The organism is Amycolatopsis sp. NPDC003865 (genome assembly GCF_053605345.1).
Genome location: NZ_JBSGJA010000002.1, coordinates 170,943 through 190,830, shown reverse-complemented (window position 1 = coordinate 190,830; position 19,888 = coordinate 170,943). Strand labels below are relative to the sequence as shown.

Here is a 19,888-nt window from a genome sequence, read left to right as displayed (position 1 = left end):
TGTCCGCTCCCGACTCGTCCGTGCAGCCGCGACGCGGGTACGCCGCGGTCCCCCCGCACGTCAATTCTGCGGGAACAGTATTCCGTGCCCCCAGTCAGCCCTGTGTACGGAACACGAGCGAGGAGTGCCCCACCCGGATCACGTCGCCGTCCGCGAGCTGCCAGGTCTGGACCGGAGTGCCGTTCACGGTCGTGCCGTTGGTCGACCCGATGTCGGCGAGCGTCGCGCTCTGCCCGTCCCAGGTGATCTCCAGGTGCCGGCGCGAGACGCCGGTGTCCGGGAGGCGGAAGTCCGCGTCCTGGCCGCGGCCCACGACGTTCCCGCCCTGCTTCAGCGAGTACGTGCGGTTCGAGCCGTCGTCCAGCTGCAGGCTCGCCGCGAGCTGGCGGCCCGGCGCCGGCGGGGCGTAGCCACCCTGCTGGCCGTACGGGTCGGCGGCCGGCTGGCCGTACGCCGCCTGCTGCCCGTACTGGTCGTAGCCGCCCTGCTGCTGGCCGCCGTACTGGTCGTAGCCGCCCTGCTGGGGCTGGGCGTACCCGCCCTGGTCGTAGCCGCCCTGCTGGTAGCCGCCCTGGTCGTAGCCACCACCCTGGGGCTGGGCGTAGCCGCCCTGGTCGTACCCGCCGCCCTGCGGCTGGCCGTAGCCCTGGTCGTAGCCGCCGCCCTGGGGCTGCGCGTACCCGCCCTGGTCGTAGCCGCCCTGCTGCTGGCCGTACTGGTCGTAGCCGCCACCCGGCTGCTGCTGGCCGTACTGGTCGTAGCCACCGCCCTGCGGCTGGCCGTAACCCTGGTCGTACCCGGGCTGCTGGCCACCCTGCTGTCCGTAGCCGTACTGGCCCTGCTGGCCGTACGGGTCACCCTGGTCGTATTGGCCGTAGCCGGGGGGCTGGCTCATTGCTGGGTCTCCTGCGTTGCTGGGTCGTGCCGACCGCGGTGAACCGGCGCCTGAGGGGCGGGCGTCGGGATCGACGGACGAACGGGTCTTGAACTGTCCAGTATGCAGCGCCTCGTTGCGCTCGAGTGATACGACGACGTCACCATAGGTGTCCAGGCCCTCGGCGGCGAGGTGTTCCGCCACCGCCTTGGCCAGCACCTGGGTGACGCGCTGCTCGTCACCGGCCATGCGCTCGTGGTCAGCCGCCCCCAGCGACACGATGTAGTGATTGGGGGCGAGCTGCCGACCGCCAGCCAGCTCACGAACGTTCTCCTCACTCTCCCGCTCCAGGGCGATCGCCACTTCCTGCGTGACGACGTTGCCACCGAACATGCGCGCGAAAGTGTTCCCCACCAGGTTCTCGAGACGTCTGTCGAATCGCTCGGCGCGCCCCACCGGGGAAAACCTCCTCACACGTGTGCTTCCGCTATCGATCCTATCCGGGTGAGCCCGCCTCGACACGGCCCCCGGTGAAACCCGTTCAAACGACCTGCTAGTCTTCTCATCGCTGCCGCAAGGAAGCACTCGGGCGAGTGGCGGAATGGCAGACGCGCACGGTTCAGGTCCGTGTGTCCGAAAGGACGTGAGGGTTCAACTCCCTCCTCGCCCACGCTGTTCAAGGGCCCGGTCGCTAGCGCGACCGGGCCCTTTCCCGTTGTCCTTATTTCTCCCGGGGGCCGAGCCCCCGGACCCCCACGGTGCCTTCCCTCACCTCCCAGCGTGGCTGGTTTCGGGGCCCGGCTTTGCGGAACTTGGTGGGGAATATCACCCGTTTGGCTCTGCGTGGTGTTCGCTCACGGCGGACTTCGAGGTGTATCAGGTTGTCGATTTGGCGACCCAGGCCGCGAGCACGTCGGCGCGGCTGGCCGTCTCGATGCCCGCGTGGGGGCAGCCCGGGCCCGTCGCCTCGACCGCCACCAGCTCGCCGTCCGCGAAGTACGGCGCCCCCGAGTCGTAGGTGCAGGCGCTCGTCGTGATCTCCGGGGCGGCGCCGCGGACGCCCACGGTCGTCGGGTCCACCTTGGCGACGGCCACCGTCCCCTGCTGCAGGCGGCTCGCCGGGACGGGGTTCGTGCCGGTCGTGCTGCCCCAGCCGGCCAGGGTCAGCTGCCGGCCCACCTTCGGCACCCCGTGGGTGACCTTCAGCGGCGGCACCGTCGTCACCGGCGTGTCCAGGCGAGCCAGGGCCACGTCGTTCTCCTTGGCCTGGACCACCTCGGTCACCTTGCGGGCGACGCCCGACTCCGTCGCCTCGTCGACGAGGCCCAGCGTCACCGTGGTCGGGTACGGGACCTTGCCGGAGACGCGGTTGCGGTTCGCGTCGTGGAAGCAGTGGCCCGTCGTCAGCACCCAGCCCGGGGCGATCAGGGAGCCGGTGCAGTAGCTGCTGTACGTCGAGCCGTCCGGGCGCGGGATCTTCGTCATCGCGAGCTTCGCGACGAACCCGAACTGCCCGGGTGGCACGTCGGAGCCGTGGGCGACCCCCGGCGCGGCCCAGGCGGCGGGAGCGGTGGCGGTGGTCAGGACAGCAGCGGCGAGCAGGGCGCGCAGGCGCATTCTTCCCCTTCGTCGAGTCGATGATCGGCGTTCGACGTTAGGGCCGCCGCGGTCCCGGCGGAATTCCCTGGCCGGGCGTCACCCGTCGGCGCGAGCGGGTGACGCCCGGACGGAGTCAGGAGACGTGCGAAGCGATCCAGTCCGCGACGACGTCCACCCGGGAAGTGGTTTCGAGCTGGTTGTGGGGGCAGTCCGGCCCGGTCGATTCGACGGACACGAGCTGCCCGCCCGACCCGGACGCGACGAAGTAGGGCGCACCGGAGTCGTACACGCAGGCACTGGTGGTCGAGGTCGGCGCGACGCCCCGGACCCCGAGCGTCGCCGCCGCCACCTGGCCGACCTTCACCGTGCCCTGCTGCAGCTTCGTCGACGGCGCGGGGTTGGTGGCGGTGAGGCTGCCCCACCCGGCGAGCGTCAGCAGCTGCCCGACCGAGGGCGTGACCCGGTTGACCGTCAGCGGCGTGATGCCGGTGACGTCGGCGTCGAGGGTCGCGATCGCGATGTCGTTGGCGCTCGCCTGGTAGACGGTGACGACGTTGCGCGTCACGCCCGGCGTGCTCTGGTTGACGGTGCCGAGCAGCACCGACGTCGGGTACGGGACCGGCCCGGAGACGCGGTTGCGGTTGGCGTCGTGGAAGCAGTGGCCGGCGGTGATGATCCACTTCGCGGCGATCAGGGCCCCGGAACAGGCGCTGTTGTACTTCGTGCCGTCGGGCCTCGGGATGTTCGTCATCGTCAGCTTCGCGGCGAACTGGAACTGGCCCGCCGGCACGTCGGAGCCGTTGGCGACGGCGGCCGCCGGTCCCGCGGTGGCGAGACCGGCGGCCAGCGTCAAAAGGGCAGCGGAAAGCACAGCGCGAACGCGCATCGGTGAATCCCCCTTCGTGCACCGGCTCCGATGGCCGGTGATCACTTTCGAGGGTAGTGATGGCGCTCCGCGAGAAAAGGCGCCGTTCAGCCCAAGTGCCGCAGAACCTAGTTCACGCCGACCAGGTCGACCACGAAGATCAGGGTTTCGCCGGGCTTGATGACGCCGCCCGCGCCGCGGTCGCCGTAGGCCAGGTGCGGCGGGATGACGAGCTTGCGGCGGCCACCGATCTTCATACCCGCGACACCCTGGTCCCAGCCGGAGATGACCTGGCCGGCACCGAGGCCGAAGCGCAGCGGCTCGCCGCGGTTCCAGGACGCGTCGAACTCCTCGCCGGTCGAGTGCGAGACGCCGACGTAGTGCACGGTGACCGTCTTGCCCGCCGTGGCCTCCGTGCCGTCACCGACCGTGATGTCGGTGATCTCGAGGTCGGCCGGAGCGGGTCCGTCCGGGCGGTCGATCTGGGGCTTTTCCAAGGTCATGGCGCTCACCGTACCCACGCGCGCGAGGCTGCGCCGATCGGACTACGTCCAAGGGCTGAAAAACGCGAAAAGTCTTCACACTTGTCTTACTGGTGGGTAGCGTGCGCTTCGTCACTCTTCTGACTGGAGGGGAGCCCGGCATGCGACGTGGCATCCGCGCCCTGACCTTGACGGCACTGGGGGCCCTCGTGGCCGGTCTCACCCAGGTCGCCGTCACCGCGCCCGCCGCACAGGCGGCGTCGCCCGACGACTACTGCGGCGGGCAGTGCAGCGACATCCTGCCGCCCGGCGAGAACGGCAACGCCACCCTCGCCGACATCCTGGCGCACAAGGTGTTCGGCACCCGCCCGGCGCACGCCTCCGACCAGCTCGGGAAGTACTCGTCGCTCGCCAACGGCTACAAGACGCTGACCACGAGCGCGATCAACCAGTACTTCAACGACTCGTCGTTCGGCGTCGCGGCCGACCAGGTCGCGAGCACGACCAAGCCGCGCTCGGACGTGACAATCGTGCGGGACAAGGCCCTCGGCGTCCCGCACATCACCGGCACCACGCGCTCGGGCACCGAGTTCGGCGCCGGGTACGCCGCCGCGCAGGACCGGCTGTGGCTGATGGACGTCCTGCGCCACGCCGCGCGCGGGCAGGTCACCCCGTTCGCCGGCGGCGCGGAAGCCAACCGCGAGCTGGAGCAGCAGTTCTTCTCGAACGCGCCGTACACCGAAGCCGAGCTGCAGCAGCAGATCGACCACGTCGCGAACAGCGGCCCGCGCGGCGCGCAGGGACTCGCCGACGCGCAGGCCTACGTCGACGGCATCAACAAGTACATCAGCGACTCCTACAACGGCCGGTACTTCCCGGGCGAGTACGTGCTGACCGGGCACGTCGACTCGATCACCAACGCCGGGTCGATCGACCCGTTCAAGCTGACCGACCTGGTCGCGCTCGCCTCGCTGGTCGGCGCCGAGTTCGGCGCGGGCGGCGGCGGCGAGGTGCAGAACGCCATCGCGAAGCTGGCGATGCAGGAGAAGTACGGCGTCGTGCAGGGCGAGAAGGTGTGGCAGAGCCTGCGCTCGGAGGACGACCCCGAAGCCGTCAAGACGCTGCACGACGGCCAGACCTTCCCGTACGGCAAGACGCCGGCCAACGCGGTCGGCCAGGCGATGCCGGACAAGGGCTCGGTGACCGGGCAGCAGCTGGTGTTCGACAAGACCGGCTCGGCCGCGACCGCGACACCGTCCACTGTGGACGTCGCCGCGCCCGCCGGGCAGGAGCCCGCCCGCGGCATGTTCGAGAACGGCGTGCTGCCGGGGAACATGCTGAGCGAGAAGCACGGCATGTCCAACGCGCTGCTCGTCTCCGGCGCGAAGACCGCCAGCGGTCACCCGGTCGCCGTGTTCGGCCCGCAGACCGGGTACTTCGCCCCGCAGCTGCTGCTGTTGCAGGAACTGCAGGGCCCGGGCATCAGCTCGCGCGGTGCGGCCTTCGCCGGCCTGAGCATGTACACGCTCCTGGGCCGCGGCCAGGACTACTCGTGGAGCGCGACTACGTCGGCGCAGGACATCATCGACACCTACGCGCTGACGTTGTGCGACCCGAGCGGCAAGGCACCGACGAAGGACTCGAACTACTACACCTGGCAAGGCCAGTGCATCCCGATGGACACCGTCGAGGTCAAGAACGCCTGGAAGCCGACGGTGGCCGACGGGACCGCGGCCGGGTCGTACACGCTGCGCAGCTACCGGACCAAGTACGGGCCGGTGCAGAGCCGGGCGACCGTCGGCGGCAAGCCGGTGGCGTACGCGGCGCTGCGCTCGTCCTACTTCCACGAGGTCGACTCGCTGATCGGCTTCCAGGAGCTGAACGACCCGGGCTTCGTGAAGTCCGCGGCGGACTTCCAGAAGGCCGCGGCCGACATCAACTACACGTTCAACTGGTTCTACGCCGACTCCAAGGACATCGCCTACTTCAACTCCGGCAGCAACCCGTCGCGGCAGTCCAATGTGGACCCGAACATGCCGGTGTGGGGCGACCAGGGCCACGACTGGAACGGCTGGAACCCGGCGGGCAACGTCGCGACCTACACGCCGGCGTCGCAGCACCCGCAGTCGATCAACCAGGACTACTACGTCAGCTGGAACAACGCGCAGGCCAACGGCTACGCGGCCGCGGGCGCGGACAAGTCCGCCGTGCACCGCGTCGACCTGCTCGACTCGCGCGTCAAGAAGCTGATCTCCAGCGGCACCAAGGTCACCCGGGTCAACCTGACCCAGGCGATGGAGGAGGCCGCGCTGTCCGACCTGCGTGCCGAGCGCGTGCTGCCGCTGCTGCTGCAGGTGCTCGACAAGACGCCGACGACCGGCGCGGCCGCGGACGCCGAGGCGAAGCTCAAGACGTGGCTCTCGCACGGGCAGCTGCGCACGGAGACCTCGGCCGGCAGCAAGGCGTACGCGGACGCCGACGCGATCCGCATCTTCGACGCCTGGTGGCCGCTGCTCGTCCAGGCCGAGTTCAAGCCGGGCATGGGCGACGACGCCTACAACGCGATGACCGGCGTGCTGGGCATCAACGAAAGCCCGTCCGGCTTCCAGAACGGCAACGGCCAGCACACCGGCCAGCCGCACAAGGGCTCGTCGTTCCAGTTCGGCTGGTGGGGTTACGTCAGCAAGGACATCCGGCAGGTGCTCGGCCAGCCGGTGGCCGGCCCGCTCGGCCAGACGTTCTGCGGCGGCGGCAACGTCACGACGTGCCGCCAGGCGCTCGTCGACTCGCTGACCACGGCCGCCGGCCAGGCCGCGAACACCGTCTACCCCGGTGACGCGTCCTGCTCGGCCGGTGACCAGTGGTGCGCCGACACGATCGTCCACAACCCGCTGGGCGGCATCACGCAGGACAAGATCAGCTGGCAGAACCGCCCGACGTTCCAGCAGGTCGTCGAGTACACCGCGCACCGCGGTGACAACATCGCGAACCTCGCGCCGGGGAAGACGGTCAGCGCCACGAGCGCCGAGACCGGCTTCTACAACTCCCCGGCGTCGAACGCGATCGACGGGAACGCCTCGAGCCGCTGGGCGAGCGATTGGAGCGACGACCAGGCGATCACCGTCGACCTCGGTTCGGTGCAGCAGGTCTCGCGGGTGGCGTTGAGCTGGGAAGCCGCGTACGGCAAGAGCTACAAGATCCAGACTTCGCCGGATGCGGTGAACTGGACGGACGCGGCCGTGGTCACCGACGGCGACGGCGGGCAGGACAACCTCTCGTTCGCCCCAAAGTCAGCGCGGTTCGTGAAGATGCAGGGCGTCCAACGCGGCACCAAGTACGGCTACTCGCTGTACGAGTTCGAGGTGTACGCCCACTGAGCAGGCCGGGCCGCCCGTGGACGCGCGGGCGGCCCGGCCACCCCAGCCGGTGCGCGGTTACCGTGAGGCGCATGGACGACTGGACGCCCCGCACCAAGGCCATCGCCGCCGGCCGGCCGCACGGTCCCGGCGAGCCGCTGAACACCCCGCTCGTCGCCGCCAGCACCTACCACGCCGGTGGCGGCTTCGTGTACGCGCGCGGTGACGGGACGCCGACCTGGCACGCGCTGGAAGAGGCCGTCGGCGCGCTGGAGGGCGGCCACGCGACGGCGTTCGCGTCCGGCGTCGCCACCCTGTCCGCGGTGCTGGACCTGCTGCCGGTCGGGTCGCGGGTGGTCGTGCCGACGTTCAGCTACGCCGTGACGCGCGGGGTGCTGGCCCACGCGCAGAAGCTCGGCAAGCTCGCCGTCACCGAGCTCGAGCCGGCCGACACGGCGGCCTGGGTCGCGGAGGCGGCGACGTCCGACCTGGTCTGGCTCGAGTCGCCGACCAACCCGACCCTCGACGTGATGGACATCGAGACCATCGCCGCCGCCGCGCGCGGCCGGGTCGTCGTCGACAACACCTTCGCGACGCCGCTGCACCAGCGGCCCCTCGAGCTGGGCGCCGACGTCGTCGTGCACAGCGCGACCAAGCTCATCGGCGGGCACAGCGACCTGCTGCTGGGCATCACGGTGGCGAAGGATCCCGAGGTCGCGGCCGAACTGAAGGGCGCGCGGACCCGTGTCGGATCGACGCCGGGCGCGCTCGAGGCGTGGCTCGCGCTGCGTGGCCTGCGGACCATGCCGGTGCGGCTGGCCGAGCAGTCCCGCACCGCCGCGCTGCTGGCCGAGCGTCTCGGCGAGCACCCCGCGGTCCGGCGCGTGCGCTACCCGGGCTTCGGGATGATGGTGTCCTTCGAGCTGGCCGACGCCGAGACGGCCGACCGCTTCTGCGCGTCGACCCGGCTGATCGTCCCGGCGACCAGCCTCGGCGGCGTCGAAAGCCTGGTCGAACGCCGGGCCTGGCTCCCGGGTGAGGAGCGCGTGCCGCCGGGGCTGATCCGGTTCAGCGTCGGCCTCGAAGACCCTGACGATCTGTGGCGGGACCTGAACAGCGCGTTGGCGGAGTAACGACGGTCGACAAATCGTCGATAGTCGCGTCAGCGCACGTCAACCGCCGTTGGGAGTCACCGTGGGTAGAACGCTGAACCGGGTCGCGGGTGTCGTTTCCGCGGCGGCGCTGGCCACTTTCGCCGCCACGCCCGCCGCGCTCGCGGAGGACGAAACCCCCACGTCGAGCACGGAAACCAGCACGTCCACTTCGGAGACCTCGACGACGAGCAGCTCGGCCACTTCGGACGTTCCGACCACCGTGCCCTCGTCCACTTCGGCCATCACGACCGCGACCCCGGACCAGTCCGAGGTCAAGACCACCGAGCGCCGGATCGCCCCCAAGGCCGAGCCCGAGCTCAAGGGTGACACCCAGGTATCCGCGCCGGAGGACGATCCGCAGCAGGACAACGTCGGGCACGGCTTCGTCGGCCTCGGCGGCGAGGGTGTGCTGGTCATCGCGTGCGCGGCCGGGGCACCCGGGAGCGTGGCGACCCAGTACCTCGAAGTGACCAGCGGCCCGGACCAGGACGGTGCGAACGGCCTGCTCTGGAACTACACCGTGCGCGTGGCGAACCTGCCGGCGGGCACGACCACCGGCAAGTTCAGCTGGACCTGCGGCAAGCAGGAAGGCGAGGGCATCGTCGAGTTCGAGCAGGAGCAGCCGCCGGTCACCAGCACCACCACGGCCACCAGCGCCCCGGCTTCGAGCACCGCGCCGGTGACCACGGCGACCTCGTCCCCCGCGACGAGCACCTCCGCTGCCGGCAATGCCGCCCCGCGGGCCCAGGTCAAGGTCACGCCCAAGGGCAAGATCGAGACCGGCTTCGGCGGCACGGCCTGGTGACCGCTCGCCCTCGCGCTGGCGACGGTCGGCTGCGGGGCCTCGGAAGGACCGAAGCCCGCTGCGGCACCCGCACCGGTCACTTCGTCGATCCCCGTCACCAAGCCGTTCAAGGGACTGCGGCCCACCTCGGTCAAGATCCCGAAGATCGGCGCGGAGTCCAGCCTGCTCGCCGTGGCGGTCAAGACCGACGGCTCGATCTCCGTCCCGTCGGTGCACACCCCGATGCAAGCCGCCTGGTACAAGCTGTCGCCGGTGCCCGGTGACGTCGGCCCCGCGATCGTGCTCGGGCACGTCGACGGCGACAAGAAGCCTGGCATCTTCTACAAGCTCAAGGACCTCGCGCCCGGCGACGAGGTGGACATCGACCGCAGCGACGGCCGGCAGCTGAAGTTCGTCGTCGACCGCGTCACGCAGGTCCCGAAGGACACGTTCCCGCGCGAGGCCGTGTACGGCAACAGCGACAAGCCCGAGCTGCGCCTGATCACCTGCGGTGGCGCGTTCGACCACGCCGAGCACAGCTACCAGGACAACATCGTCGTCTACGCGAACCTAGCCGACACCTGAGCCGGGGTACGGGAACTCCGGCTTCAGCGACGTCCCGGGGCACACCCAGCGGCGCATGCCCGCGTCGCAGACCGCGTACCCCCAGTTGATCAGGTTGTCCTGCACCTTCTCGGACATCCGGGTCAGCCGCGTCTTCGTCTCGGCCAGCGCGCGGGTCTTCTCGACCGGGGCCGGGAGCGCGTCGGGCAGGTCGAAGTGCGTGATGTCGCTGTAGGTCGCCCAGTACGTTCCCGCGAACTGCTTGTCCTGATAGGACTTCAGCAGTGAGCCGGTGCGCAGCTCGCGGACCTGGTTGTCCATCACGGTCAGCACGCGGAACAGCTGCATCGGCCAGTTGCGGTGTGGCTTTTCCTCGTGCTTCATCTTCTTGCCCGCGTCGCTGACCAGGACGGTCGCACGCTGGTTCTCGATCGGGTCGAGGCCGAGGTTGTCGTACACGCCGGCGTCGCTGAGCACGATCCGGCGGTCCGGCTTGTGCGGATCCGGGATCACGACCGGCGAAAGCAGCGGCGGGAACGCCGACGACGCGGCCACCGCCGTCGCCAGCGGGACCTGCCCGTGCGGGCCGGGCTGGCGGAAGAACCACCACAGCGAGCCGTCCTGCAGGCTGGTCGCGGTGAACACGAAGTTCGGCCCGGCCGGGTCGAGGTCCGCGAGGCGGCAGTCACCGAAGAGGTGCTTCGCGTAGCGCAACGCCAGTTCCTCGCCCGCGCTGCGCCACGGCATGAACATCGCCTTCAGCGTCACCGGGACGTCGAGGTTCGTGCGCGCGAGTTTCCGCAGCGGCTGCACGACTTCCTTGCCGAAGTTCTCCGCGACGCCGTCGTCGCCGAAGTACAGCTTGTGCCACGCGTGCGCCAGCACCCCGGCCGCGATCGACCCGCCGGAGACGCTGGAGACGGTGGTCAGCTTGGGCAGCCAGCCGAGTTCGTTGAGCCGCCACAGCGCGCCCGCGTGGAAGAGCATCGCCCGATAGCCACCGCCGGACAACGCGAGCCCGACCCCGTCCCGTTTCGCCGCGTCCACCTGGCCGAGTTTAGGACCGCAGCAACGGGTCGAGCATCGGGCGCCGCTCAGCGGGGACGTATTCGGCGTAGTTGTCGTACAACGCCTGCTTGGCCAGCTGCGCCGCGCCGGCGCCGTCGGCCGAGCGGATCGCGGCGAGCACTTCGGCGTGGTGCGAAAGCCACGCGCGCATCAGTGACGTCCGGTTGCTGGCGTGCTCCAGCTTGTCCTCGATGAGTTCCAGCACGACCCCGCGCACGACTTCCTCGCTGACGACGAGCAGGGGGTTGCGCGAGATGCGCGCGATGACCTCGTGGAACGCGACATCGGCCCGGCTGAACTCCGCATAGCCGTGCGAGACGCCTTCGCGCATCGCCTCCAGCGCCGTGTCGAGGCCGGTCAGGTCGTCGTCAGTGCGCAGCTCCGCGGCGAGCAGGTGGGCCGAGCCGTCGAGGATCATCCGGAACTGGAGCAGCTCGGCGAGCCCGACGTGGTCGGCACGCGCCAGCCGGTGCATCGACCGGTGCAGTGCGGCGGGTGACGCGGCGAGTACCTCCGGCCCGCGTGGATCGCCGGGGCGCGATCGGATCATTTCGGCAGCTTGCAAGACCCGCAGTGCTTCGCGGATCGTCGACCGGCCGACACCGAACTGCGTCATCAGCTCGCGCTCGCTGGGCAGGCGTTCGCCCGGCTTGAGCGCACCGCTGATCACGGCCTGCTCGATCTGCTCCACGACCCGCTCGTACGCGCGGACCGGAGCCACCGGTTCGAACCGCATCCCTTGACCTCGACGTCCGTCGCGTGCAGGCTACTGGTCAGACCAGTGTACCGATCTGGAGGCCAGATGAAAGCCCGGATTCCCCTGGTGGCAGCGGCGCTGCTGCTCGTGGTGTCCGGCTGCTCGGCGGGCTCGTCGGCGAGTGTTTCCGCTGGTCCGGACACGCTTTCCGTGGGTTTCACGGCGGAGCCGGCGAACTTCGACTTCACCAAGACCGACGGCGCCGCCATTCCGCAGGCGCTGCTCTACAACGTCTACGAAGGCCTGGTGAAGCTCGACTCGCAGGGCAAAGTCGTGCCGCTGCTCGCGCAGTCGTGGACGATCAGCCCGGACCGGAAGACCTACGACTTCAAGCTCCGCGACGGCGTGAAGTTCAGCAACGGCGCGCCGTTCACCGCCGAGGACGTCAAGTTCTCCCTGCTGCGCGTGAAGACCGACTGGACGATCTCGATCAAGTCCACGATGGACGTCGTCGACCACGTCGACGTCGTCGCGCCGGACCACGCGCGGGTCGTGCTCTCGAAGCCGTCCAACGGCTGGCTGTTCAGCCTGACCAGCCGGCTCGGCGCGATGTTCAGCCCGACCGGCGTCGCCGACCTGGCGAACAAGCCGGTCGGCACCGGGCCGTACGTCGTGGCGGCGCGCAAGCGCGGCGACTCCGTGGTGCTGAAGGCGAACCCGGCGTACTGGGGCCGGAAACCCGCGTACTCGACCGTGGTCCTGAAGTACATCAAGGACCCGACCGCGCTGAACAACGCCCTCTACAGCAACGGCATCGACGTCATCTCGGCGATCACCGCGCCGGATTCGATCCCGCAGTTCCAGGCCGACGACCGGTTCCAGGTCATCCAGGGCACGTCGAACAGCGAGGTCACGCTCGCCATGAACAACCAGCGGGCGCCGCTGAACGACGTGCGCGTGCGCCAAGCGCTGACGTACGCGATCGACCGGAAGGCGTTGCTGGACACGGCGTGGGCGGGCCGCGGCACGCTGATCGGCAGCATGGTCCCGCCGACCGACCCCTGGTACGAGGACCTGGCGAACGTCTACCCGTTCGACCCCGCGAAGGCGAAAGCGCTGCTCACCGAGGCGGGCGCGGCGAACCTGAGCTTGCGGATGCGGATCCCGAACCTGCCGTACGCGGTGTCGGCCGCGCAGGTCGTGCAGTCTCAGCTCGCCGACGTCGGCGTGCGGACGACGATCGAACCGCTCGACTTCCCCGCGGTGTGGCTGAAGCAGGTGTTCACCGACCACGACTACGACCTGTCGATCATCCAGCACGTCGAGGCCCGGGACATCACGACGTTCGGGAAGCCCAAGTACTACTGGGGTTACGACAGCAAGCGCGTCCAGCAGCTGCTCGCCGAAGCCGACAGCGGGACGCCGGAGCAGCAGGTCGCGGACATGAAGCAGGTCGCGCGGCAGCTCAACACCGACGCGGCCGCGGACTGGCTGTTCCTGTTCCCCAACGTGATCGTGGCGAAGGCGAAGGTCGGTGGGTTCGCGGCGAACCAGGTCAGCGAGTCGTTCGACCTGACCGGGCTGGCGCCGCGATGACGGCCAGGGTGCTGCGCCGGGTGGCGATCTTCGTGGTCAGCGTGCTGGTCGCGTCGATCGTGGTGTTCCTCTTCATGGCCGTGCTGCCGGGCGATCCGGCGCAGGTCGCGCTCGGCGTCAACGCGACGCCGGAGCTGCTCGCCAAGACCCGCGCGGAGTTCGGCATCGACCGGCCGCTGGTCACGCAGTACTTCGACTGGATCTCCCGTGTGCTCCACGGCGACTTCGGCCGGTCCTACGTCACGCGCGACGCGATCGGCCCGCAGCTGCTCGACCGCCTCAGCGTGACGCTCTGGCTGGTCGGCGCCGGGATGCTGGTCGCGCTGGTGGTCGCCGTGCCGGCCGGGACGTTCGCCGCGGTGAAGCACCGGAAGGCCTCGGGCGCGGGCGTTTCCGGGTTGTCGCAGATCGGCGTCGCGATCCCCGCGTTCCTCGCCGGGATCATCCTGGTGCAGATCTTCGCCGTGCAGCTGCGCTGGTTGCCCTCAGGCGGGTGGACCCCGCCGGACCAGGACGCGGGGGAGTTCCTCCGCGGGCTGGTCCTCCCGGCGCTGTCGCTCGGTCTGGTGCAAGGCGCGGTGCTCACGCGCTATGTGCGGTCGGCGGTGCTGGACACGCTGGGTCAGGACTACCTGCGCACCGCGCGGTCCAAGGGGTTGCGGCCCGGCCAGGCGCTGGTGCGCCACGGCTTGCGCAACGCGTCGGTTCCCGTGGTGACGGTCCTGGGTCTGCAGCTGGCGACCCTGCTGATCGGCGCGGTCGTCGTCGAGCGCGTGTTCGTGCTGCCGGGGCTGGGTTCGATGCTGCTCGACGCCGTCGCCGCTCGCGACCTGCTGACCGTGCAGGGAATCGTGCTCGTGCTGGTGGTCGGCGTGTTGCTGGTCAACTTCGTCGTCGACGTCCTCTACACCGTGCTCGACCCGCGATTGCGAGGTTCGTGATGCGCAATCTCGTGCTGGGCGCGGTGCTCGTCGGCCTGGTCGCGCTGGCCGCGCTGCTGTCGTTCTTCTGGACGCCGTTCGACCCGGTGAAGGTCGACGCGACCCACCGGCTGCTCGACGCCGGTGCGGCGCACTGGTTCGGCACCGACAAGTTCGGCCGCGACCTGCTCAGCCAGATCATGGTCGGCGCGCGGACGACGCTGTACGTCGGCGTGGTCGCGGTCGGCATCGCCGCGGTGATCGGCACGCCGCTGGGCATCCTCGCCGGGATGTCGCCGCGGTGGCTGGGCGAGTTCGTCATGCGGGTCAACGATCTCGTGCTCGCGTTCCCGGCGCTGCTGCTGGCGATCATGTTCGGCGCGGTCTTCGGGGCGGACACGCTGACCGCGATGGTCGCGATCGGCATCGCGACGATCCCGTCGTTCGCGCGGATCGCGCGGTCCGGGACGCTGCAGGTGATGAGCACGGAGTTCGTGCTCGCGGCCCGCGCCGGCGGCCGGTCCCGCCTGACGATCGCGGTGCGGCACGTGCTGCCGAACATCTCCGGCCTGCTGATCGTGCAGGCGTCGGTGTCGTTCGCGATCGCGGTGCTCGCCGAGGCGGCGCTGTCGTTCCTCGGCTTCGGGACGCGGCCGCCGACGCCGTCGTGGGGCCGGATGCTGCAGGAGTCCCAGGAACTCCTGACCGTCCACCCGCGGCTGGCGCTGGTGCCGGGCATCGCGATCGCCGTGGCCGTCCTCGGCTTCAACCTCCTCGGCGACGGCCTGCGCGACCGCCTGGACCCCCGATTGGCGGCCCGCGTATGACCCTCTCGGTGCGTGGCCTCGGCGTTTCTTCTCTCGTCCGGGACGTGTCCTTCGAGATCGGCGCGGGTGAACGCGTCGGGCTGATCGGCGAGTCCGGGTCCGGGAAGTCGTTGACGGCGTTGTCGATCATGGGCCTGCTGCCCGAAGAGCTGCGTCCGTCCGGCTCGGTCCGGCTGGGTGACCGTGAGCTGCTGGGAATGTCCGAAAAGGACTTGTCCCGCCTGCGCGGTGACGAAATGGCGATGGTGTTCCAGGAGCCGATGACGGCGCTGAACCCGGCCATGCGCGTCGGCCGCCAGGTCACCGAACCGGGCCGGATCCACGGCCGCCGCCGGTCCGCCGAAGAACTCCTCGACGCGGTGGGCCTGCCGGGTACCGCTCGCGCGTACCCGCACCAGCTGTCCGGCGGGCAGCGGCAGCGGGTCGTGCTGGCGATGGCGCTGGCCAACGAGCCGTCGCTGCTGATCTGCGACGAACCGACGACCGCGCTCGACGTCACCGTGCAGGCCCAGATCCTGTCGCTCATCAAGACGTCGTTGTCCGCCGAGAGCGCGTTGCTGTTCATCACGCACGACCTGGCGGTGGTCGCGTCGGTGTGCGAGCGCGTGCTCGTGATGCTCGACGGCGAAATCGTCGAAGCCGGCTCGACGCGCGAAGTCCTGACGTCGCCTTCGCACGCCTACACACGCAAGCTCCTGGCCGCTTCGGACCTGGAGGCCCGCCGATGAGCATCGTCGAAGTCCGCGACCTCGAACGCCGGTACGCCCGGCGGGACGTCCACGCGCTGCGCGGCGTCACCTTCGACGTCGAAGCGGGACAGCGGTTCGGCATCGTCGGCGAGTCCGGCTCGGGCAAGTCGACGCTGGTCCGGCTGCTGGCCGCGCTCGACAAGCCCACCGCCGGCACGGTCTCGTTCCAAGGCAGGCGCATCGACAACCTGCCCGAACGCAAGCTCGGCTTCCTGCGGTCGGAGCTGCAGATCGTCTTCCAGGACCCGATGGGCTCGCTCGATCCGCGGATGCGCGTGCGGGACATCGTTTCCGAGCCGCTCGGCCACCGCGAGCCCGATCGCGTCGCCGAGCTGCTGGCCGCGGTCGGCCTGCCCGCCGACGCCGCCCAGCGCTACCCGCACCAGTTCTCCGGCGGCCAGCGGCAGCGGATCTCGATCGCCCGCGCGCTGGCGCCGAACCCGAGCGTGCTGATCGCCGACGAGCCGGTCAGCGCCCTCGACGTCTCGGTGCGCGGCCAGATCCTCGACCTCCTCGCGTCGCTGGTGGACCAGTTCGCGCTGACGCTCGTCTTCGTGTCGCACGACCTCGGCGTCGTCCGGCACGTCTGCGACCGGGTCGCGGTGATGCGCCGCGGCGAGATCGTCGAGCTGGGCGACGTGACGCAGGTCTACGACGCGCCGCAGCACGAATACACGCGAGAACTGCTGGCCGCCGCACCGAACCTGCGTGCGGAACTGGCCCGGTTGAGCGGAGGTGACGATGACTGAACACCCGGAGGGCCTGCCGATCGGCGCGGGCTGGGTGTCCACTGTGGATGCCGAAGAAATCGTTTTCCCTTACGACGGGAGCGTCATCGGCACCGCGCCCGTCGGTACGCCGGAGCTGGCTACGCGCGCTGTCGACGAAGCTGTCGCCGTCGCGCGCGAAGTGGCTTCGCTGCCTTCGCGGACCCGTCGCACGCTGCTCAACGACGTCGCCGCCGCTCTCGCCGCGCGCCGGACCGAGTTCGAAGACCTGCTGGTGCTGGAGACCGGCAAGCCGCTGGTCGACTGCCGCGTCGAGGTCGCGCGCACGATCGTGACCTGGGAAGCCGCCGCCGAAGAGGTGTCCCGGCTGCACGGCGAGACCGTGCCGCTGGACCTGCTGCCGTCCGGCGACGGCCTGGTCGGGTTCTGGAAGCGCAAGCCGATCGGGGTCGTCGTCGGCATCGCGGGCTTCAACTACCCGCTGCTGCTGGCGTCGCACAAGATCGCGCCCGCCATCGCCGCCGGCTGCCCGGTGATCGTCAAGCCCGCGCCGCAGACCCCGCTGGCCACGCTCTGGCTGGTGCACCTGATCCGGCAGCTCGCCCCGCTGCCGGCGATGGTCCAGCTGGTCACCGGCGACGCGGCCGTGGGCGCGGCCCTGACGACCGACCGCCGGATCGGCGCGGTCTCCTTCACCGGCTCGGCCGCGGTCGGCCACCGCATCGCGCGTGACGCGGCGCCCACCAAGACGTTGCTGGAGCTGGGTTCCAACGCGGCTCTCGTGGTCGCCGACGACGCGGACCTCGAAGCGGCAGTGGACGCCGTGCTGCGTGGCGGCTTCTACGCGTCCGGCCAGGCGTGCATCTCGGTGCAGCGGGTGCTGGTCGTCGCGTCGGTGGCTTCAGAGTTCACCGACCGCCTGCTGGCGCGGCTCGACGAGGTCGTCGTCGGCGACCCGCGCGACGAGAAGACGCGGGTGTCCGCGCTGATCGACCCCGCTTCCACCGAGCGCGTCGCCGCGTGGATCGAGCAGTCCGGCGCCCGCCGGATCGGCGGGGGTGTCGACGGCACGGTGCTGCGGCCGACCGTCCTGCTCGACGTCCCGGACGGCGTCGAGGCCTGGGACGAGGAGATCTTCGGCCCGGTCGTCTGCGTGCGCACGGTGTCCGATGTGGACGAAGCCTTCGCCGCGGTGAACGCGTCCCGCTACGGCCTCCACGCCAGCGTCTACAGCAAGTCCCTGAACACGGCGTTCCGCGCGCTGGACGAGCTGGAGGTCGGCGGGGTCGTCGTCAACGAAGTGCCCGGCTTCCGCTCGGACACCATGCCCTACGGCGGGGTGAAGGACTCGGGCATCGGCCGCGAAGGGCCGCGGTTCGCCGTCGAAGAGCTGACCGTGACGAGGATGGCGGTGCTGCGTCCGTGAACTACTCGACGTTGTTCCGCCTGGACGGCCGCCGGGCCGTGGTGCTCGGCGCCGGCGGCATCGGCCGTGAGGCCGCGCGAGCACTGGCCGCCCACGGCGCCGACGTGGTGTGCGCGGACCGCGACCTCGAAGCCGCCCGCGAAGCCGGCGTCGGCCAGGCGTACGAGCTCGACCTCCTCGCGCCGGGCGCGATCGACAAGGCCGCGAGCGACCTCGGGCCGTTCGACGTAGTCGTGCTGACCGCCGCGACGAACGTGCGCAAACGCCTGCTGGACTACACGCGGGAGGAGTTCGACCGCGTCCTCGCGCTGAACCTCGGCGTGACGTTCGAGGTCGTCCGCGTCTTCGGCGCCGACATGGTCGCGCGCGGGCGGGGGAGCATCATCGGCTTCTCGTCGATCCGCGGCACGACCGTCGAGCCCGGTCAAGGTCCGTACGCGGCCACGAAAGCGGGTCTCGTCCAGCTGTTCCGCACGGCCGCGGCGGAGTTCGGCCCGGCCGGGGTGCGGGTCAACGCGATCGCCCCCGGCGTCGTCGAAACCCCGCTGACCGCGCAGATCAGGGCGAACCCGGAGTGGTACGACGCGTACGCGACGAAGGGCGCGTTGGGGCGCTGGGCGCGTCCGGACGAGCTGGCCGGCGCCGTCGTGTACCTCGCTTCGGACGCTTCGTCGTTCGTGACCGGCTCAGTGCTGGCGGTGGACGGTGGCTGGACCGCCGTCGACGGCCGCTTCGAACCGCCTGCTTCCTGAGGAGCGTTGATGACCGAGCTGCCCGACCTGACCGCCGTCGAACTCGTCGCGCGGTACCGCGCGAAGACGCTCTCGCCGGTCGAGGTGACCGAAGCGGTGTTGAACCGCATCGAGGCGCGCGAGCCGGAGCTGCACGCGTTGTACGCGTACGACCCTTCAAGCGCGCGTGAGGACGCGAAGGCCGCTGAAGCGCGCTGGCACGCCGGCGAACCGCTGGGGCCGATCGACGGCGTCCCGCTGACGCTCAAGGAAAACATCGCGACCCGCGGAACGCCGGTCCCGCTGGGCACGGCGGCGACGGCGTTGACACCGGCCGCCGAGGACGCGCCGGCGGCCGCGCGCGTCCGCGAGTCCGGCGGCGTCCTGCTGGCCAAGACGACGATGCCGGACTACGGGATGCTGACGTCCGGCTTGTCGAGCTTCCACGAAACGGCGCGGAACCCGTGGCTGACCTCGGCGTCGCCGGGCGGTTCGAGCGCGGGCGCGGGCGCGGCGGCCGCGGCGGGGTACGGACCGCTGCACGTCGGCACCGACATCGGCGGCTCGATCCGGCTGCCCGCGGGCTGGTGCGGCCTGGCCGGGCTGAAGCCGAGCTTCGGCCGGGTGCCGGTCGACCCGCCCTTCCTCGGGCGGGTGGCGGGCCCGATGACCCGCACGGTCGCCGACACGGCGTTGCTGATGAGCGTGCTCTCGGCGCCCGACGCGCGTGACCACCTGAGCCTGCCACCGGCCGACCTGCCGTGGTCGTCGCTGGACTCTTCCCTGGGCGGGCTGCGCGTCGGCCTCCACCTGGACCCGGGCGTGGGCCTCCCGGTGGACCCGGCCACGCTCGACGCGGTGACCGCGGCCGCGCGCGCCTTCGAGGCCGCGGGCGCGATCGTCGAGCCGGTCGAAGCGTTCCTGACCCGCGAAATGCTCGACGGCCTGGACGTCTTCTGGCGCACGCGCGCGTGGTCGGACATGACTGCGTTGCCCGCCGACCGCCGCGCGAAGGTCCTGCCGTACATCGCCGACTGGGCCGCGGGTGGCGCGGAGGTGTCCGGAGTGGACGCCTACCGCGGCTTCGCCCAGATCGACGCGATCAGCGTCGCGGCCCTGCGCGCGACTTCGGCCTACGACGTCGTGTTGTCGCCGACGTGCCCGGTCGCGGCCCCGCCGGCGGAGTGGGCCTCGCCGACCAACGACCCGGCGAGGCCGTTCGAGCACATCGCGTTCACCGTCCCGTACAACATGTCCGGCCAGCCGGCGGTGTCGCTGAACTGCGGCTACACCGACGACGGCCGCCCGATCGGCGTCCAGATCAGCGGCCGCCGCTTCGACGACCTCGGCGTTCTGCGGGCAGCGGCGGCGTACGAGCGGCTCCGCGGCCCGCAGCGGCCTTGGCCGATCGGATAGGGAAGAAACCGCAGTCCCGCGGCGAAGGAGAGGGGAAGCTGTCGCCGACGGG

General features: G+C 70.7%; 18 protein-coding genes and 1 tRNA gene. 13 read left to right on the top strand and 6 right to left on the bottom strand.

Features of this window, described 5'->3' with window-relative positions; translation table 11 throughout:
- Nucleotides 1-94: 94 nt before the first annotated feature.
- Nucleotides 95-1,330 (bottom strand): DUF3662 and FHA domain-containing protein, encoded by a 1,236-nt coding sequence (locus tag ACWEVP_RS05775; RefSeq protein ID WP_452061477.1) that lies wholly within the window; start codon nt 1,328-1,330, stop codon nt 95-97.
- Between the two features lie 131 nt (nt 1,331-1,461).
- Between ACWEVP_RS05775 and ACWEVP_RS05770 the strand changes: the two genes are divergently transcribed.
- Nucleotides 1,462-1,544 (top strand) — tRNA-Leu (locus ACWEVP_RS05770).
- A gap of 206 nt (nt 1,545-1,750) precedes the next feature.
- On the opposite strand, the gene ACWEVP_RS05765 is transcribed toward ACWEVP_RS05770, so the two are convergent.
- From ACWEVP_RS05765 to ACWEVP_RS05755, 3 genes are all read right to left on the bottom strand, one after another.
- Entirely contained in the window at nt 1,751-2,491 is a 741-nt protein-coding gene (locus tag ACWEVP_RS05765) for a S1 family peptidase (protein ID WP_452061476.1), read from the bottom strand.
- A gap of 115 nt (nt 2,492-2,606) precedes the next feature.
- Nucleotides 2,607-3,359, bottom strand: coding sequence for a S1 family peptidase (locus ACWEVP_RS05760; protein ID WP_452061475.1), 753 nt, complete (start codon nt 3,357-3,359; stop codon nt 2,607-2,609).
- 107 nt (nt 3,360-3,466) lie between these two features.
- Nucleotides 3,467-3,841 (bottom strand): FKBP-type peptidyl-prolyl cis-trans isomerase, encoded by a 375-nt coding sequence (locus ACWEVP_RS05755; protein ID WP_452061474.1) that lies wholly within the window; start codon nt 3,839-3,841, stop codon nt 3,467-3,469.
- A gap of 140 nt (nt 3,842-3,981) precedes the next feature.
- On the opposite strand from ACWEVP_RS05755, the gene ACWEVP_RS05750 reads away from it, so the two are divergent.
- From ACWEVP_RS05750 to ACWEVP_RS05735, 4 genes are all read left to right on the top strand, one after another.
- Nucleotides 3,982-7,197, top strand: coding sequence for a penicillin acylase family protein (locus tag ACWEVP_RS05750; protein WP_452061473.1), 3,216 nt, complete (start codon nt 3,982-3,984; stop codon nt 7,195-7,197).
- A gap of 71 nt (nt 7,198-7,268) precedes the next feature.
- Complete coding sequence (locus tag ACWEVP_RS05745) at nt 7,269-8,309, top strand: trans-sulfuration enzyme family protein (protein ID WP_452061472.1); 1,041 nt, start codon at nt 7,269-7,271, stop codon at nt 8,307-8,309.
- Nucleotides 8,310-8,370: 61 nt separating this feature from the next.
- Nucleotides 8,371-9,135: a hypothetical protein gene (locus ACWEVP_RS05740; protein WP_452061471.1), complete on the top strand. Its 765-nt coding sequence runs from the start codon at nt 8,371-8,373 to the stop codon at nt 9,133-9,135.
- Between the two features lie 15 nt (nt 9,136-9,150).
- Complete coding sequence (locus ACWEVP_RS05735; protein ID WP_452061938.1) at nt 9,151-9,699, top strand: class F sortase; 549 nt, start codon at nt 9,151-9,153, stop codon at nt 9,697-9,699.
- Here the strand turns inward: ACWEVP_RS05735 and ACWEVP_RS05730 are convergent.
- Together ACWEVP_RS05730 and ACWEVP_RS05725 are read right to left on the bottom strand one after the other, a co-directional pair.
- Entirely contained in the window at nt 9,685-10,725 is a 1,041-nt protein-coding gene (locus ACWEVP_RS05730; protein ID WP_452061470.1) for a patatin-like phospholipase family protein, read from the bottom strand. The two genes, ACWEVP_RS05735 and ACWEVP_RS05730, sit on opposite strands and share 15 nt — an antisense overlap.
- Nucleotides 10,726-10,735: 10 nt before the next feature.
- Entirely contained in the window at nt 10,736-11,482 is a 747-nt protein-coding gene (locus ACWEVP_RS05725; protein WP_452061469.1) for a FadR/GntR family transcriptional regulator, read from the bottom strand.
- Between the two features lie 66 nt (nt 11,483-11,548).
- Between ACWEVP_RS05725 and ACWEVP_RS05720 the strand changes: the two genes are divergently transcribed.
- Genes ACWEVP_RS05720 through ACWEVP_RS05685 form a run of 8 tightly spaced genes read left to right on the top strand, consistent with a single transcriptional unit; the run spans nt 11,549 to nt 19,836 of the window.
- Nucleotides 11,549-13,039 carry an ABC transporter substrate-binding protein gene (locus ACWEVP_RS05720; RefSeq protein WP_452061468.1) on the top strand — a complete coding sequence of 497 codons (1,491 nt, stop codon included), beginning with the start codon at nt 11,549-11,551 and terminating at the stop codon, nt 13,037-13,039.
- Complete coding sequence (locus tag ACWEVP_RS05715; protein ID WP_452061467.1) at nt 13,036-13,980, top strand: ABC transporter permease; 945 nt, start codon at nt 13,036-13,038, stop codon at nt 13,978-13,980. Before ACWEVP_RS05720 ends, ACWEVP_RS05715 begins: the two co-directional genes overlap by 4 nt.
- Nucleotides 13,980-14,786 carry an ABC transporter permease gene (locus ACWEVP_RS05710; RefSeq protein ID WP_452061466.1) on the top strand — a complete coding sequence of 269 codons (807 nt, stop codon included), beginning with the start codon at nt 13,980-13,982 and terminating at the stop codon, nt 14,784-14,786. Before ACWEVP_RS05715 ends, ACWEVP_RS05710 begins: the two co-directional genes overlap by 1 nt.
- On the top strand, nt 14,783-15,514 hold the full coding sequence (locus ACWEVP_RS05705) for an ATP-binding cassette domain-containing protein (RefSeq protein WP_452061465.1): 732 nt from the start codon (nt 14,783-14,785) through the stop codon (nt 15,512-15,514). Before ACWEVP_RS05710 ends, ACWEVP_RS05705 begins: the two co-directional genes overlap by 4 nt.
- Nucleotides 15,511-16,284, top strand: coding sequence for an ABC transporter ATP-binding protein (locus ACWEVP_RS05700; protein WP_452061464.1), 774 nt, complete (start codon nt 15,511-15,513; stop codon nt 16,282-16,284). The genes ACWEVP_RS05705 and ACWEVP_RS05700 overlap by 4 nt, the downstream gene beginning before the upstream one ends.
- The gene (locus ACWEVP_RS05695; protein WP_452061463.1) at nt 16,277-17,689 is read left to right on the top strand and encodes an aldehyde dehydrogenase family protein; all 1,413 of its coding nucleotides are present in this window, start codon (nt 16,277-16,279) and stop codon (nt 17,687-17,689) included. Before ACWEVP_RS05700 ends, ACWEVP_RS05695 begins: the two co-directional genes overlap by 8 nt.
- Nucleotides 17,686-18,441 (top strand): SDR family NAD(P)-dependent oxidoreductase, encoded by a 756-nt coding sequence (locus tag ACWEVP_RS05690; protein ID WP_452061462.1) that lies wholly within the window; start codon nt 17,686-17,688, stop codon nt 18,439-18,441. Before ACWEVP_RS05695 ends, ACWEVP_RS05690 begins: the two co-directional genes overlap by 4 nt.
- Nucleotides 18,442-18,450: 9 nt before the next feature.
- Complete coding sequence (locus ACWEVP_RS05685; RefSeq protein ID WP_452061461.1) at nt 18,451-19,836, top strand: amidase; 1,386 nt, start codon at nt 18,451-18,453, stop codon at nt 19,834-19,836.
- Nucleotides 19,837-19,888: the final 52 nt, after the last annotated feature.

What these genes read in the sequence shown, in the direction of transcription:
- ACWEVP_RS05700 (WP_452061464.1), top strand. Translation starts at nt 15,511, where the DNA reads ATGAGCATCGTCGAAGTCCGCGACCTCGAACGCCGGTACGCCCGGCGG.
- ACWEVP_RS05705 (WP_452061465.1), top strand. Translation starts at nt 14,783, where the DNA reads ATGACCCTCTCGGTGCGTGGCCTCGGCGTTTCTTCTCTCGTCCGGGAC.
- ACWEVP_RS05720 (WP_452061468.1), top strand. Translation starts at nt 11,549, where the DNA reads ATGAAAGCCCGGATTCCCCTGGTGGCAGCGGCGCTGCTGCTCGTGGTG.
- ACWEVP_RS05755 (WP_452061474.1), bottom strand. Translation starts at nt 3,841, where the DNA reads ATGACCTTGGAAAAGCCCCAGATCGACCGCCCGGACGGACCCGCTCCG.
- ACWEVP_RS05760 (WP_452061475.1), bottom strand. Translation starts at nt 3,359, where the DNA reads ATGCGCGTTCGCGCTGTGCTTTCCGCTGCCCTTTTGACGCTGGCCGCC.
- ACWEVP_RS05685 (WP_452061461.1), top strand. Translation starts at nt 18,451, where the DNA reads ATGACCGAGCTGCCCGACCTGACCGCCGTCGAACTCGTCGCGCGGTAC.
- ACWEVP_RS05715 (WP_452061467.1), top strand. Translation starts at nt 13,036, where the DNA reads ATGACGGCCAGGGTGCTGCGCCGGGTGGCGATCTTCGTGGTCAGCGTG.
- ACWEVP_RS05695 (WP_452061463.1), top strand. Translation starts at nt 16,277, where the DNA reads ATGACTGAACACCCGGAGGGCCTGCCGATCGGCGCGGGCTGGGTGTCC.
- ACWEVP_RS05745 (WP_452061472.1), top strand. Translation starts at nt 7,269, where the DNA reads ATGGACGACTGGACGCCCCGCACCAAGGCCATCGCCGCCGGCCGGCCG.
- ACWEVP_RS05765 (WP_452061476.1), bottom strand. Translation starts at nt 2,491, where the DNA reads ATGCGCCTGCGCGCCCTGCTCGCCGCTGCTGTCCTGACCACCGCCACC.
- ACWEVP_RS05710 (WP_452061466.1), top strand. Translation starts at nt 13,980, where the DNA reads ATGCGCAATCTCGTGCTGGGCGCGGTGCTCGTCGGCCTGGTCGCGCTG.
- ACWEVP_RS05725 (WP_452061469.1), bottom strand. Translation starts at nt 11,482, where the DNA reads ATGCGGTTCGAACCGGTGGCTCCGGTCCGCGCGTACGAGCGGGTCGTG.
- ACWEVP_RS05750 (WP_452061473.1), top strand. Translation starts at nt 3,982, where the DNA reads ATGCGACGTGGCATCCGCGCCCTGACCTTGACGGCACTGGGGGCCCTC.